13 protein-coding genes are annotated in these 13,759 nt (G+C 71.1%); 3 read left to right on the top strand and 10 right to left on the bottom strand.

Translation table 11 applies throughout. The features are described from left to right. The first annotated feature begins 27 nt into the window (after positions 1-27). Complete coding sequence (locus ACWCPF_RS18335) at positions 28-810, top strand: SDR family NAD(P)-dependent oxidoreductase (RefSeq protein ID WP_451046059.1); 783 nt, start codon at positions 28-30, stop codon at positions 808-810. A 72-nt stretch (positions 811-882) separates the two neighbouring features. Here ACWCPF_RS18335 and ACWCPF_RS18340 read toward each other — a convergent pair whose 3' ends face one another. From ACWCPF_RS18340 to ACWCPF_RS18380, 9 genes are all read right to left on the bottom strand, one after another. Beyond that, positions 883-2,874, bottom strand: coding sequence for a hypothetical protein (locus ACWCPF_RS18340; protein WP_451046060.1), 1,992 nt, complete (start codon positions 2,872-2,874; stop codon positions 883-885). Positions 2,875-3,028: 154 nt separating this feature from the next. Next, positions 3,029-3,448, bottom strand: coding sequence for a VOC family protein (locus ACWCPF_RS18345; RefSeq protein ID WP_451046061.1), 420 nt, complete (start codon positions 3,446-3,448; stop codon positions 3,029-3,031). Next, positions 3,445-4,278: an ABC transporter ATP-binding protein gene (locus ACWCPF_RS18350; protein ID WP_451046062.1), complete on the bottom strand. Its 834-nt coding sequence runs from the start codon at positions 4,276-4,278 to the stop codon at positions 3,445-3,447. Before ACWCPF_RS18350 ends, ACWCPF_RS18345 begins: the two co-directional genes overlap by 4 nt. Continuing rightward, positions 4,275-5,099 carry an ABC transporter permease gene (locus ACWCPF_RS18355; RefSeq protein WP_451046063.1) on the bottom strand — a complete coding sequence of 275 codons (825 nt, stop codon included), beginning with the start codon at positions 5,097-5,099 and terminating at the stop codon, positions 4,275-4,277. Before ACWCPF_RS18355 ends, ACWCPF_RS18350 begins: the two co-directional genes overlap by 4 nt. Before the next feature lie 4 nt (positions 5,100-5,103). Next, positions 5,104-5,871, bottom strand: a complete 768-nt coding sequence (locus tag ACWCPF_RS18360; RefSeq protein WP_451046064.1) for an ABC transporter permease — start codon at positions 5,869-5,871, stop codon at positions 5,104-5,106. A gap of 2 nt (positions 5,872-5,873) precedes the next feature. After that, a complete protein-coding gene (locus ACWCPF_RS18365) occupies positions 5,874-6,881 on the bottom strand; it encodes an ABC transporter substrate-binding protein (RefSeq protein ID WP_451046065.1) in 1,008 nt (335 codons plus the stop codon). A 14-nt stretch (positions 6,882-6,895) separates the two neighbouring features. Then, positions 6,896-8,263 (bottom strand): FAD-binding oxidoreductase, encoded by a 1,368-nt coding sequence (locus tag ACWCPF_RS18370; protein ID WP_451046066.1) that lies wholly within the window; start codon positions 8,261-8,263, stop codon positions 6,896-6,898. An 83-nt stretch (positions 8,264-8,346) separates the two neighbouring features. After that, positions 8,347-9,297 (bottom strand): amidohydrolase family protein, encoded by a 951-nt coding sequence (locus ACWCPF_RS18375; RefSeq protein ID WP_451046067.1) that lies wholly within the window; start codon positions 9,295-9,297, stop codon positions 8,347-8,349. Next, positions 9,290-10,114: an SDR family NAD(P)-dependent oxidoreductase gene (locus ACWCPF_RS18380; protein WP_451046068.1), complete on the bottom strand. Its 825-nt coding sequence runs from the start codon at positions 10,112-10,114 to the stop codon at positions 9,290-9,292. Before ACWCPF_RS18380 ends, ACWCPF_RS18375 begins: the two co-directional genes overlap by 8 nt. A gap of 201 nt (positions 10,115-10,315) precedes the next feature. On the opposite strand from ACWCPF_RS18380, the gene ACWCPF_RS18385 reads away from it, so the two are divergent. Then, positions 10,316-11,722 (top strand): hypothetical protein, encoded by a 1,407-nt coding sequence (locus tag ACWCPF_RS18385; RefSeq protein ID WP_451046069.1) that lies wholly within the window; start codon positions 10,316-10,318, stop codon positions 11,720-11,722. Further along, positions 11,719-12,285 carry a carboxymuconolactone decarboxylase family protein gene (locus tag ACWCPF_RS18390; protein WP_451046070.1) on the top strand — a complete coding sequence of 189 codons (567 nt, stop codon included), beginning with the start codon at positions 11,719-11,721 and terminating at the stop codon, positions 12,283-12,285. The genes ACWCPF_RS18385 and ACWCPF_RS18390 overlap by 4 nt, the downstream gene beginning before the upstream one ends. 18 nt (positions 12,286-12,303) lie before the next feature. On the opposite strand, the gene ACWCPF_RS18395 is transcribed toward ACWCPF_RS18390, so the two are convergent. Then, positions 12,304-13,707 (bottom strand): cation:dicarboxylate symporter family transporter, encoded by a 1,404-nt coding sequence (locus ACWCPF_RS18395; protein ID WP_451046071.1) that lies wholly within the window; start codon positions 13,705-13,707, stop codon positions 12,304-12,306. Positions 13,708-13,759: the final 52 nt, after the last annotated feature.

The raw sequence follows: 13,759 nt of genomic DNA on the forward strand, positions 1-13,759 counted from the left end.
TCATGAACGTCATGAAACGGAGAAGGCATGAAACCCGTCCCCGAGCGATTCGCCGGCAAGACCGTCCTCGTCACCGGCGCGGGCACCGGATTCGGCGCCGAGATCGCCGTACGCGCCGCGCAGGAGGGCGCCGATGTCGCCGTCCACTACCGAAGCTCGCTCGCGGGCGCGCAGGCGACGGCGGAGCGGGTGACGGCGCTCGGCCGCAAGGCCTTCGTCGTCCGGGCCGACATCGCCGAGCACGATCAGATCAAGCGCCTCGCCGACGAGGTGTGGGGGCACTTCGGCCGACTCGACGTGGCGGTGAACAACGTCGGCGACGTGGCCCGCGAGCAGATGTCGTGGCGGGACCTCACCGAGAGTTCCGTCGACCACGTCCTCGCCGTCGACATCAAGGGCACCCTGCTGTGCACGCACGAGTTCGGGGCGCGGATGCTGGAGCAGGACGGCGGGGGCTCGATCGTCAACATCGGTTCCACCGTCGTCGTCCGGGGCAGTGCGCGGGCGCCGCAGTACGCGGCCGCCAAGTACGGCATCATCGGCCTGACCAAGTCGTACGCGCACGCCTTCGCGCCGGCGGTGCGGGTGAACGTGTTCGCGCCGGGGTTCATCGAGACCGAGGCCACGCTGGGCCGTGCGGACTGGCAGGGCGGGCGCGGGGACGCACTGCGGGCGGCGACGCCGATGGGACGCATCCCGGGACCGGAGGAGCTCGCGGGAGCGGCCCTGTTCCTGGCCACGGAGGACGCGCACCACATCACGGGCGGGTTCCTCGTCGCGGACGGCGGCTACAACATGCTGGGCGGATAGCGATCACCCCAGACGCCGGCCCCCGGGGAGATGGTTCGCATCCCGGGGGCCGGCTTTTTGTCGTCGCTTCGGTTACGCGACGGTCAGGGTGAGGGCGCCCGTGTAGGTGGTGCCTGCCTGGATCGCCGTGGTCGTGCCGTTGACCGTCAGGGTCACGGTCTTGCCGGACGGGGCGGTCACCGCGGCCGTCGACGCCAGGGTGAGGGCGCTCAGGTAGGACGTTGCGGTGACCGTCCAGGTCGAGCCGGCGCCCAGCGTCACCAGGACGCCGTTGTTGACGACCGCGCTCGGGGTGTTGGTGACCTCGCTGATCTCCCGGTACTGGGCCGAGGTGATCGTGGACACGCTGTGCCTGGCCGTGCTCGCGGAGATGACGCCCTCGACGGTCGAGCGGGTGAACGTGAGGTTCAGGTTCTGGCCCTGGAGGCTCGCGTTGCCGCCGCCCCACACGGAGTTGTAGAAGTCCCCCGTCAGCTCGATGTCCGTGAAGGATCCCTTCGCGTCGGTCGTCTGGCCGCTGGTGGTGACCCAGCTCGACGACTTGGTCGGCGACCCGGTCGGCTCGGTGTACGTGCCGATCGTCTCCGTCTTCCAGGCCTTGCCCGACACCGAGACGCTGCTCGGCCGGTCGGTGTCCATGAGCTGGAAGACGATCCCGTTGCCGGGGTTGATCGTGGCGCCCCGGGAGCCGTCCACGGTGACCGAGCCGGCGACGGCCTTGCACATGAACGCGGTCTCGCCCGTGTTGACCTCGGTGCCGCCGTCGATGGCGACGGACCCTGCCGCGTACCACAGCACCATGAAGCGACCGGCGTTCACGACGGTCGGCTTCTCCTCCAGCGCACTCAACTCGGCGCTGGTCAGGCCGAGTTCGAGCGAGGTGTTCAGGGCGGCGACGGCCGCCGCCGTGCTGTTGCCGTAGTGTGCCGACGCGCCCCAGTGGATGAGGGCGTAGTCGCCGACGTCGAAGGTGCAGCCGAGGAAGTGCTCGGTCACGTTGCCGATGGCGTAGGAGCCGTAGCCCTGGCCGCCGGTGTTGGCGATGGTGCTGTTGATGGCGGTGAGCGTGCAGTAACTCCCGCCGTCGACGGAGAGGGCGCCCCATTTCTCCGAGGAGATCGAAGAGTTGATGAACGACGCCTTGGTGCTCGCGCCGAGCAGGTTGGTGGTGCGGACATTGCCGGACAGGCCCAGCATCCACGGCACGGTGATCATGTAGCGGGTGTCGCCGGTGCCCGCCGTGGGGTACTCGTCGGGGACGACTCCGTCGGCGCAGTGCAGGGTGGAGTTCTTGACGATCACGTTCGCGCTCGCGTCGGCGATGACCGCGGTGCGGACCACGCCGACGTTGCTGATGGTGGCTCCGTCGAGGACGAGCCTGGTGCCCGCGCCGGTGCCGACGACCGAGGCTCCGTAGCCGATGAAGTCGCAGCGGCCGTTGCCGTCGAAGGCGATCTTCGGGTTGGTGAGGGTGTAGCTGCCGCCGCCGCTCACGTAGACACCGTTGAAGGCCTCGCCGTTGGACAGCAGCGTGATGTCCGAGGCGGCGGTGTCGGTGACGGTGCCGCCGCGTACGTCGGAGGGGACCGACTTGGCCTCGTCGACCCCGTCGGCGTCGACGTAGATCGCCTGCCGGAAGGGGAAGGTGAGGTCGTCGTAGGCGAGGTCGGTGGCCTCGGCGACGGTCAGGACGATCGTGCCGGTGTAGCTGCCGGCGGCGATCGCGGTGGCCGCGCCGCCGTAGCCGTCCGTGAGTGCGGCGAGCCGGGAGCCGGTCTCCACGCCGTTGACGGTGAGGCTGAGGCGGTAGCCGTCGGGGACGGTGATGACGCCGCCCTCTTCGATGGTGAGGCAGCTCGCGGTGGTCGTCGCGGTCAGCTCCAGGGTCTCCCCGGAGGCGACCTCGATGCACGCGGCGGCCCTCCTCGCGGCCTTCGTGGACGCGGCGTGCGCGCTCGCGGGGGCGACGAGCGTCGGGGCCATGGCGGCGGCCACCGCCACGAGCAGGGCACGGGGGCGGGCCCGGTAGGTGACGTCGGGTCCGGGCCTGCTGGTGCGAGTCACGGTGAACTCCCTTGTTCTCAGTGGGTTTTCGGTGGGTCTTCAGTGGGTTTCGGTGGGTTTTGGGCATGGCTGACCGACGGACGCCGGTCGGCGAGAGGGAAGGAGGGGGGATGCGGAGGGGGTGAGGCGGGCCGTCGGGCAGGCAGGCGGCCGGTCAGCCGGGCCGGTCGATCAGCTCGATGAGGTTCCCGTACGGGTCGGACACGAAGGCCATCCGGGCGTCCGGTCTGGGCGCCGGGCGCGGGCTCATCCGCACGCCCGCGCCCGCGGCGACGAGCCGGGCGAACTCGGTGTCGACCTCGGCGGCCGTGTCGACGGCGAGGCAGAGGTGGCCGTAGCCGAGCGTGCCCGCCGCCGCCACCGGGCCGTCGGCGGCCAGGCCCGGCACGGCGTCCGGGCGGTGGAGCAACTCGATGCGGTGGCCGTTGACATGACGGAGCATCACACCGCGCAGGTCGGTGCCGGGCACACTGAACGCACGCTCCTCGGTGAGGTGCAGCGCCTCGCAGTACCAGGCGACGGCGGCCCGCAGGTCGGGGACGCAGATGCCGACGTGGTCGAGCCTGGCGGTCACGGGCGCGCCGCTTCCGCCCGGGTCGGTCGGGCCGGCGGGTTCGGTCGGGTCGGCGCCTTCTCTCCGCGGATCAGGGACAGCACCCGGGTGCGCAGTTCGGCGAACCGGGGATCGGCCCGGGTCGTCAGCTGGTCGCGGTCGGGGCCGAGCCCGATGGTGAGGTTGTCCAGGACGGCCGTCGGCTTCCCGCCGAGGACGACGACGCGGTCCCCGAGGTAGACGGCCTCGTCGATGTCGTGCGTGACCACGACCACGGTGATGCCGAGCTGCCGGCGCAGTTGCAGGGTCAGGTCCTCCAGGTCGAACCGGGACTGAGCGTCGACGGACCCGAACGGCTCGTCCATCAGCAGCACCGGGGCGTCGTACGCGAGGCCGCGGGCGATGGCCACGCGCTGCTGCATGCCTCCGGAGAGCTGCCAGGGGTACTTGTCGCCGACGTCCGGGAGGCCGACCGCGTCCAGGCACTCCAGCGCCCGCGCCTTGCGCACGGCCTTCTTCACGCCCCGGCCCTGGAGCGGGAAGGCGACGTTGTCCCAGACGCGCAGCCACGGCAGCAGGGAGCCGCGGTAGTCCTGGGAGACGACGGCGATGTCGGCGTGCGGCTCGGTGAGCGCCTGCTCGCCGTAGCGCACCCTGCCTCCGGTCGGCCGGGACAGTCCGGCCAGGCAGCGCAGCAGGGTCGTCTTGCCCGCGCCGGACGGGCCGACGATGCACACCGACTCGCCGGGCTCCACGCGCAGGGTGAGGCCGTCGAGCACCCGGTGCTCCTGCGGGCCCTGCCCGAAGCTCATGCAGACGTCCTCGACGTACAGGCTCGAACCGCGTGTCATACGGCGACTCCGTTGGTCTTGATGCTCTCGGTGCCGGGCGTGGTGACCGGGCGCGGGGAGCGCGTCCGGGGTGCGCGCTGGTGGTACCAGCCCAGGACGCGGTGCTCGACGAGCAGGAGCAGCACGCTCAGGCCGTAGCCGAGGACGCCGATCAGGATGGTGCCGGCCCAGGTCTCGGCGACATGGAAGCTCGATCCGCTCTGCAGGATGAAGTTGCCGAGGCCGATGGGCGAGCCGTAGATCTCGCTGACGACCATGAGGACGACGGCGATGGAGAGCGCCACCCGGATGCCGGCGAGGATCTGCGGCAGGGCCCCGGGCAGGATCACCCGGCGCAGCCGCAGCGGCCAGGGGATGCGGTAGCCGCGGGCGGTCTCGTGCACGGCCGGGCCGATGGCCTGCACGCCGCTGACGGTGTTGAGCAGGATCGGCCACACCGAGCCCAGGAAGATCAGGAAGATCTTGGGTCCGGAGCCGATGCCCAGGGTGAGGATGATGACGGGCACGAACCCGACCGTGGGGGTCGCGCGGGCGAAGTCGAGGAGCGGACCGGTGGCCAGCCGCAGGGTGCGGATCTCCCCGATGACGAGTCCGGCGCCGGCGCCCACGACGGTGGCGAGGGCCAGCCCGAGCAGGATGTTGCGCAGGCTGAACAGCAGGTCCTCGACGAGGGAGCCGTGCAGCAGTTCGTCCCACAGGGTGGTGAGGACCTCGGTGAGCGGCGGGAAGTAGAAGCTGGTGCTGCCCGCCGTCGCGACGAGCAGAACGGCGAACACCAGGGCGGGCAGCCAGAGTTGGCGCAGGATCGGTTTCCACGGCATACGGTCACTCGCCTCCCTGGTGGGTGGGCGGACGCCAGCGCAGCAGCCGGTGTTCGGCGAACTGGGCCAGCACGGTGATCGAGTAGCCGATGCAGCCGGCGACGAGGATGTAGGCGTACGCCCGGGCCGAGGCGCCGCCCGCTTGCGACTCCATGATCATGTGGCCGATGCCGGGGAGCGTGGTGAGCACTTCGACGCCGATGGCGACCAGGACGGAGGTGGTCGCCGCCAGTCGCAGTCCGGTCATGATCGAGGGCACCGCGCCGGGCAGGATCACCCGGCGGAAGCGCAGCAGGCGCGGGATGCGGTAGCCGTGCACCGTCTCGTGGATCGCCGGGGTCACGCTGCGGGCGCCGTACTGGGCCTGGAGCAGGACCGGGAAGACGCAGGCGAGGAAGACGACGGTCGCCTTCATGCCGGGGGTGGAGCCGAGGACCAGCAGGAACACCGGCAGCAGGGCGATCACCGGGAAGGAGCGCAGGATCTCCATCAGCAGCCGGGACGACTCCTCGGCCGCCTGGTACACGCCGGTCACCAGCCCGAGCGGGACGCCCACGGCGATCGCCACGGCCAGTCCGGTGACCGCGCCGCGCAGGGTCTCCCCCACCGCCTGCCAGAAGTCGCCGCTGCCGAGGAGGTCGCCGAGTGCGGCGGCCACGGAGGCCGGCCCCGGGAGCGCCGTCGAACTGACCACGCCCACCGCGGCGATCAGCGCCCACAGCGCCAACACGGCGGCCAGTGCGCCGAGTTGTAGCAGTCGGACCTTGGCCATCGTTACTCCCCGGCCGAGGTCGGGGCCTGGTCCCAATAGAGGGCCGTGTCCTTGGGCTCGTTGTCGAGCAGGTCGAACTCGTGCATCTTGGTGATGACCGTGCGCATGACGGTGGTGTCGAGGTTCTTGTCGTAGTAGTTGGTGTCGTGCGCGTCGATGAAGGCGGCGGGCACCTGGGTGTACTTCTTGTCGATCGCCTTCACGGCCGCGGGGTTGGCGTTGGCGTAGGTGATGGCCTTGGCGACCGCGTCGATGAACTTCTTCGCGGTCCCGGCGTTGGACGACAAGTACTTCTCGCTGGAGAACAGCAGGCCCTGGACCATGCCCGGCACATCGTTCATGCCGTTGCCGATGGAGCGCAGTCCGCTGTCGAGCCCGGCGAAGTAGAAGGGGCCGAAGGAGAAGATCGCGTCGGTCTTGCCGGAGGTGGCGGCGTCGGTGAGCGAAGTCGTGGGCAGGGCCACGAACTTGACCTTGCCCGGGTCGCCGCCGGCCTTCTGCACCAGGTACTCGCAGATGAACTGGATGGTGCCGCCGAGCGCGGAGATGCCGACGGTCTCGCCCTCCAGGTCGGCGAAGGACTCGATCGTGCTGTCCTTCTTCACCAGCAGTCCGTCGGTGGGGTCGGTCCTGGTGGTCGCCGACTGCAGGCCGGTCACGATCCGGATGGGCATGTCCTGGGCCGCGCCCTTGAGGAAGCCGGAGCTGTCCGTCATCGCGAACTGCGCCTCGCCGTTGAGGACGGACGGCGCGTTCTGCGAGGTGTCCTGGGCTCCGGCCTTGATGGTGACGTCGAGGCCCGCGTCCTCGAAGTAGCCCTGCTGCTCGGCTATGTAGAGGGGTTCGAAGATCGCGCCGTTGGAGCGCAGGACGGTGATCTCGGCCTTGCCGTCGGCCGACGCGGCGGTGGTGGAGTCCCCGCCGCAGGCGGTGAGGGTGAGGGATCCGGTGAGTGCGAGGACGGACAGGACGACGAGGCCACGACGCCGCGGGCTTCTCGAGGTTTCCATGGAACGGCTCTCCTTCAGTGGGTCCGCGCGCGTCCCGCGGCGGCGTAGGCGGTCGTGGATTCCCAGGGCGTCATATAGGTGCGGAAGACGCCGTCGGGGTCGTATGCGGCCCGGATCTCCTCCAGGCGTGCGGAGTTGGCCGGGCTGAGTCCGTGGTCGAAGCGGTCGGCGAGGTTGTTGTCGGAGAACTGCAGTCCCGTCGACAGGTGTTGGAGGTCGGCCAGATGGCCATGAGCCCAGCGTTCGTGGGCGAGGTCCTCGGCCGGGTCGGTCCAGCCCGCGTTGGGCGAGAGGTAGACCTTGCCCTGGCTGGACCAGCAGGCGTCGGCGCGCTGCGGGTGGTCGCTCCACAGCATCCACAGCACATGGCTGGTGGTGTCCGGGATGGTGTCGAACAGCGGCCGGGCGGCGGCGAGGAGCTTGTCGACGGGCTCGTCGGTCCAGATCCCGTCGAGCGCCCAGCGCATGCCGGGCGGGGTCATGCGGTCGGCGTAGGCGTAGAGCTCGGCCATGGTCGTCTCCTGCGCGACCGTCCACCGGATCGCCCGCTCCCGGAAGGGCGCCTCCTCCAGCGGGGCGAGCGGATTCTCGTCGGTCTCGCAGAAGGCGGTGGCGGTGACCGAGACCGTCTGCCGGTCGAGCCCCGGGGCGAAGCCGACTTTCGCCGAGAACTCGACGGTCGGCGAGAGCCGTTCGAGGGTGGCGTGCGACCAGGCCAGCACCTCGTCGCGCAGGTCGAGCGGATAGGTGTGCACGGTCCGCAGGATGCGGCGCGGCAGATCGTGCAGGGCCAGCCGGAAGCGGGTGACGACGCCGAAGAAGCCGGGGCCGCTGCCGCGGGCCGCCCACATCAGGTCGGGGTGCGTCTCGTCGGTGGCGTGCACCAGGGTGCCGTCGGCGAGGACGACGTCGATCGCCTGGATGCTCAGACAGGCCGGGCCGAGCCGGCGGGAGTTCCAGCCGTAGCCGCCGCCCAGGAGGAACCCGCCGACGCCGACGGTGGGCGCGTGCCCGGTGGGGAAGAACAGACCGTGTGGAGCGAGTTGATCGAGCAGGGCCGGACCCTTGGCCGCGGGCTGTACGGCGGCCGTCCCTGTCAGGGGGTCGACGGCGACGTCCTGCAGTCGCGAGAGGTCGAGCAGCATGCCGCCGTCCCGCACTCCGTTGCCCACCCAGCTGTGGCCGCCGGAGCGGATGCCGATGGCCAGGCCCTCGCGACGGGCCAGCCGTACGGCGGCCACCACGTCCTGCTCGCTGTCGGCGAGCACGATGACGTCCGGATACCGGTCGGGCTTACGCTCGTTCCAGACGGCGTCGAGGCGAGCGCGCTCGTACCGCTCGTCGCCGCGCCGTAAGACATTGTGCCGGGACAGCCGAACCATGCCGTTCTCCTCACGCGGGGTTCGAGTCGGGACCCTACTGTCGACACTTTTCCCCTTCAAGGGATCTGACCGTGAATTACCTGTCATTTCCTGTCACTACTGCCGACACTAGTGCGCCGAAGGTCGGCTGACGGGAAGTCATAGAGCTCGGCCGGGTTGTCCACCATCAGCCGCTGGAGGTGCGCGGGGTCGGGTGCGATGCTCTCGACGAGGTCCACGAGCAGGCCGTCGTCGGGGGCGTCCGAGGCGATGTTGACGTGCGGATAGTCCGTCCCCCAGACGACGCGCTCCGGGGCGTACTCCACCAGGGAGGCGGCCAGCGCGACCGCGTCGGCGTAGGGCGGGCCCTGCCGGGAGACCCGGTCGACGCCGCTGAGCTTCACCCACACCTCCCCGCTGTCGAGCAGGGCGCGCAGGCTGCGCAGGGCGGGGTCGTCGCGTCCCGCGGCGAGGTCGACCCGTCCGATGTGGTCGATGACGGTTCTGCCGGGCAGGGCGCGCACCAGCGCCTCCAGGACGGCGATCTCCGCGCCCCGGACGTGGAGTTGGACCGCCCAGCCGAGTCCGTCGACGCGTTCGAGAACGGAGTCGATCTCGGCCCGGGTGGGCGGAGTGCGCAGATGGGGAAGGAAGTTGAGCCGGAAGGCCCGCACGCCGGCCCGGTGCAGCTCCTCGACCTCGGCACGCGCGGTCGTCTCGCCGATCAGGGCGACTCCGCGCAGCCGTCCGTCGCCGGAGCGCAGGGCGTCCAGCAGCGCGGAGTGGTCGTGGCCGTGGCAGGACGACTGCACGATCACCGCCCGGGTGATCCCCAAGTGGGCGTGCAGGGCGTGGACTTGTTCCTTGGGGGCGTCCACGGGCGTGAACGTGCGGTCCGGGGCGTAGGGGAAGACGTCGGCCGGGCCGAGGATGTGGCAGTGGGCGTCGCAGCTGTCCGGCGGGAGCACGAGGGAGGGGGTGCGCGGGGCGGGGTGCGGGGGCGGGCAGCCGGGCGAGGCCGCCAACTGCGCGCCATGGAGGACCGGTTCAGTCACAGCGGGCCGTCATTCCACCGTCGACGACGATCTCCGTGCCGGTGACGAAGCGGGCCTCCTCGGAGGCGAGGAAGAGCGCGGCGTACGCCGTGTCGCGGCCGTCGCCCATGAAGCCGAGCGGGATCCGGGCCTGCCGCTGGGCCAGCAGCTTCGCCACGTCGCCGCCCGCCCGCTGGCCGGCGAGCCGGGCCTCGACCATCGGCGTGTGCAACTGCCCCGGGACGACGGTGTTGACCCGGATGCCGTCCGGCGCGTACTCGACGGCGGTGACCCGGGACAGCTGGATGACCGCGGCCTTGGCCGCCGCGTAACCCACCTGGGCGGCGCCGGTCCAGCGCAGCCCGGACGCCGAGGCGGTGTTCACGATGGCGCCCCCGCCGGCCCGCCGCATGATCGGGACGATGTGCTTGCAGGCCACGAAGGCGCTGGTGAGGTTGGTGCGCAGCTGGCTCTCCCAGTCCTCCAGACTGAGGTCCACCGCACCTCCCGGCCGGGAGCCGCCGACGTTGTTGACCAGGATGTCGACGCGCCCCGCGAGCCCCTCGCACTCGGCGAAGTAGTCCCGGACGGCGGTGGGTTCGGTGACGTCCAGCACCGCCGTGTGCGCGCTGCCGCCCTCGTCGCGGATCTGTCGCGCGGTGACGTCGAGGGCCGCTTCGTCCCGGTCGGCCAGGAACACGGTGGCGCCCTCCCGGGCGAAGACGACGGCGGTGGCGCGGCCGTTGCCCCAGCCTGGGCCGACGCTTCCGGCGCCGCCGATGACGGCGATGCGGCCCGCCAGTCGGCCGAGCCGCTTGTCGGGCACGTCTTGGGTCACGGGGATCTCCCTCGGGTCGGTGGGGCGAGGCTGTCGACAGTTTTAGCCATGTGTCGACAGAAAGTAAATATCCAGGCCATCAACGGCCGCCAACCCATATCTATTGCCTATAGTGTCGACAGGAGTCGAGAGGCAACGAGAGTGTCGAGAAGGCGTCGAGAGGCGTCGAGAGACAGCGACCGAGGGGATCCGAGGAGATCGATGGACAAGCCGCCCGTGTTCACCCCCGACGAGATCGCCCGGTTTCGCGCCGAGCTGGCGTCGCGCCGCGAGGCCGGCGCCTATGAGCCGGGCCGCTGGTCGGTCAGTCCGCTCAATCGCCGCCCGGACGTGACCGGTTCACTCCCCCGGGCGGTACGGCTGCGGGACGCGACGCTGCGCTCGGTCGAGACACTGCCCGGCGTGTTGGCCCCGGCCGAGGCGAAGCGGGCGTTCCTGCGCCGGCTCGTCGCGTGCGGAGTGCCGGAGGTCGTCACGGCGGGCCTCGGCGGCCGGGACTCCGCCGCGCTGCGGGCCGAAGTCGAGCTGGTCAAGGGCGAGAACCCGGACTGCCGGGTGATCTGCCCGCTGATGCGCTCACGCGACGACATCGATCGGGCGGCCGCGGCCGGTTACGACGCCGTCCAGGTCTGGGTGCAGGGCTTCGGCGAGACCTCGCTGATCTATCAGGCCCCGGTGTACGGCAGGGCCTGGCGCGGCGAGGAGTGGCGCGGCCCGGACACCCCGCGCGACCGGGCCGGCGTGCTCGCCCGGGCCGCGGGCCTGGTCGAGTACGCCCGGGCCCGCGGCCTCAAGGTGATCGTGCCGCTGCTCATGGTCTCGTACGCCACCGACGAGACCCACGAGCAGTCGGTCGCCGTCCTCACCGCTGCCGGAGCGGATGAACTCACCCTGTTCGACGGCCCGGGCGCGATGAGCCCGGAGGCGTTCGCGCATCTCGTCGGGCGCACGAAGGCCCTCGCACCGCAGGTGGAGGTCGGCCTGCACCCGCACAACACCTTCGGCCTGGCGGTCGGTTGCGCGGTGGCGGCCGTGCAGGCCGGCGCCACCGCCGTCGAACTGTCGGTCAACGGGTACTGCGGCGGCCCCGGCAACGCCGACCTGGCGGCGACCACGCTCGCCTTCGAGGCGCTGTACGGAGTGCGCACCGGCGTCCGGACCGAGAACCTCACCGAACTGGCCCGGGTGGGCGCAGAATTGACGAACTATCACCCCGCCTGGAACCATCCGGTCACCGGCACCCACGCCTTCTGCTGGGGCGGCATGGATCTCATCACCCAGGAGACGGAGATCGATCCCCTCCTCCACAACTGCCTCGAACCGGCGGCGGTGGGCAACATCCGCAAGGTTCCGTTCACTCCGGACAGCGGCCCGTACACCCTCGCCGACAAGCTGACGGCCCTCGGCGTCGATCCGACGCCCGCCCAGGTGGACGCCGTCCTCGACCGGGCCCGGGAGCTGATGGCGCGCGAGGGCCGGCTCCTGACGGACCACGATCTGGCCGCGCTGGCGAAATCGGCGATGTCGGACGCAGCCTCCGACGCGGACCCGGATGCGACCTCCGATGCGACCTCCGATGCGGCTTCGGCGGCGCGGGAAGCGCGGTGAGCACCCGGCTGCGGCGGCTCACCCCGGCCGAACTCGACACCGAGCAGCGGGCGTTGTACGCCGAGATCACCGGCGGACCGCGGGCCGCCGGCCCACAGTTGTTCGCCCTCACCGACGACGAAGGGTGCCTGCGGGGACCGTTCAACGCGATGCTGCTCAGCCCCGGCGCGGGCCGGGCGCTCCAGGCGCTGGGCGCCGCGATCCGCTACCGCACCGGCCTCGGTCCGCGGCTGCGCGAGATCGCGATCCTGGTGGTCGCCCAGGCCTGGGACAGCGCCTTCGAACGCCATGCGCACGAACGCGTCGGGGCCGCCGTCGGCCTGACGGACGACGAGTTGCCGGCCCTGCGCGAAGGCCGCGACCCGGGCCTGTCCGATCCCGTCGAGCGGGCCGCCTGGGCGTTCACACGGGCCCTGACCGACCGCGCCGGGGTGCTGGACGGGCCGGCGTACGAGACGGCCCGGGCCGCGCTCGGCGAACGCACGCTCTTCGAACTGTCCACGCTGGTGGGCTACTACAGCACCCTGGCCCTCCAACTGCGGCTCTTCGAGGTACCGGACTGACCGGACTGATGGCGGACGTCAGCTCGGGCGGTCGGCGTCCACGCGCGGGGCAGCCGCGTCCGGGTGCGAGGCCGGGTCCGAGGCCGTGTCCGACGTCGCGTCCGCGGCCGGGTCCGCGGCCATGGGTGCCTCTCCGTTCAGGACCCGCTTCGCCTGGGTCAGGTCCAGCGCGCCTTCCCAGCGGGAGACCGCGAAGGCGGCCACGCAGTTGCCGAGGAGGTTGGTGGCCACGCGCATCGAGTCCATGATGCGGTCCACGCCCAGGAGCAGGGCGACGGCCCCGGCGGGGATGACGCCGAGCGCGGAGGCGGTCGCCGACAGGGCGAGGAACGCCGAACCGGGCACGCCCGCCATGCCCTTGCTGGTGAGCATGAGCATCAGCACGACGGTCACCTGCTGGCCGAGGGTGAGGTCGACGCCCACGGCCTGCGCGATGAAGAGCGTCGCGATCGACAGGTAGATCGATGCGCCGTCGAGGTTGAAGGAGTAGCCGGTGGGCACCACGAGGCCCACGGCGTCGTCACGGCAGCCGGCGTGGCGCAGTTTCTGCATCATGCGCGGCATGACGGTCTCGCTGGAGGCGGTGCCGAGGGCGAGCAGCATCTCCTCGCGGGTGTAGCGGACGAACTTCCACAGGCTCAGCCCGGTGAACGCCTTCAGCGCCGCCGCGAGCAGCAGCAGGAACAGCAGGGCGACGGCGTAGCAGACGCCGATGAGCTTGCCGTACGTCGACAGCACGCCCAGCCCGTACTGGCCGACCAGGTGCGCGGTGGCGCCGAAGACGGCGAGGGGCGCGAGCTTCATGACGAAGCCGACGATCGCGAAGACGACCTCCTGCACCTGCTCGACCGCCGGCAGGATCGCGGGGACCTTGGTGTGGCCCAGGTGCAGCAAGGCCGCGCCGACGAGACAGGCGAGGACCAGGACCTGGAGGAGCGCGTTCTCGGCGAACGCGCCGACCGCGCTCTCGGGGAGGGCGTGCAGCAGGAACTCGCCGGTCGACGGCAGCGAGCCACCGCCGGTCTTCTCGTCGACCGCGCCCGCGTCGAGCGTGGCCGGATCGACGTTCATCCCGGCGCCGGGCCGCACCAGGTTTCCCGCGACCAGGCCGATGAGCAGGGCGAACGTCGTCGCGACCTCGAACCAGATCAGGGCCTTGAGGCCGATGCGGCCGAACGCCCTGAGGTTGCCGGCCTTGGCTATGCCGGTGACCACCACGCAGAACACCAGCGGCGCGATGACCGCCTTGATGAGCCGCACGAAGCCGTCGCCCAACGGCTGGACCGCTGTGCCCACTTCGGGCCACAGCCGGCCTACGAGCAATCCGAGCACCAGGGCGCAGGCGACCTGGATGAACAGCGAGGTGCGCAGCAGACGCGCGACGCGTCGCGCGCGGGACGGTACGGACAGCGACACAGGCATCCTCCGAGCCGGACTTTCGCCATACGGAAATCAACTTCCGTATCGTGCCCGT

The organism is Streptomyces sp. NPDC001858 (assembly GCF_053594615.1).

Coding starts and splice junctions, on each gene's coding strand:
- ACWCPF_RS18335 (WP_451046059.1), top strand. CDS start 28: ATGAAACCCGTCCCCGAGCGATTCGCCGGCAAGACCGTCCTCGTCACC.
- ACWCPF_RS18350 (WP_451046062.1), bottom strand. CDS start 4,278: ATGACACGCGGTTCGAGCCTGTACGTCGAGGACGTCTGCATGAGCTTC.
- ACWCPF_RS18355 (WP_451046063.1), bottom strand. CDS start 5,099: ATGCCGTGGAAACCGATCCTGCGCCAACTCTGGCTGCCCGCCCTGGTG.
- ACWCPF_RS18360 (WP_451046064.1), bottom strand. CDS start 5,871: ATGGCCAAGGTCCGACTGCTACAACTCGGCGCACTGGCCGCCGTGTTG.
- ACWCPF_RS18365 (WP_451046065.1), bottom strand. CDS start 6,881: ATGGAAACCTCGAGAAGCCCGCGGCGTCGTGGCCTCGTCGTCCTGTCC.
- ACWCPF_RS18370 (WP_451046066.1), bottom strand. CDS start 8,263: ATGGTTCGGCTGTCCCGGCACAATGTCTTACGGCGCGGCGACGAGCGG.
- ACWCPF_RS18385 (WP_451046069.1), top strand. CDS start 10,316: ATGGACAAGCCGCCCGTGTTCACCCCCGACGAGATCGCCCGGTTTCGC.
- ACWCPF_RS18395 (WP_451046071.1), bottom strand. CDS start 13,707: ATGCCTGTGTCGCTGTCCGTACCGTCCCGCGCGCGACGCGTCGCGCGT.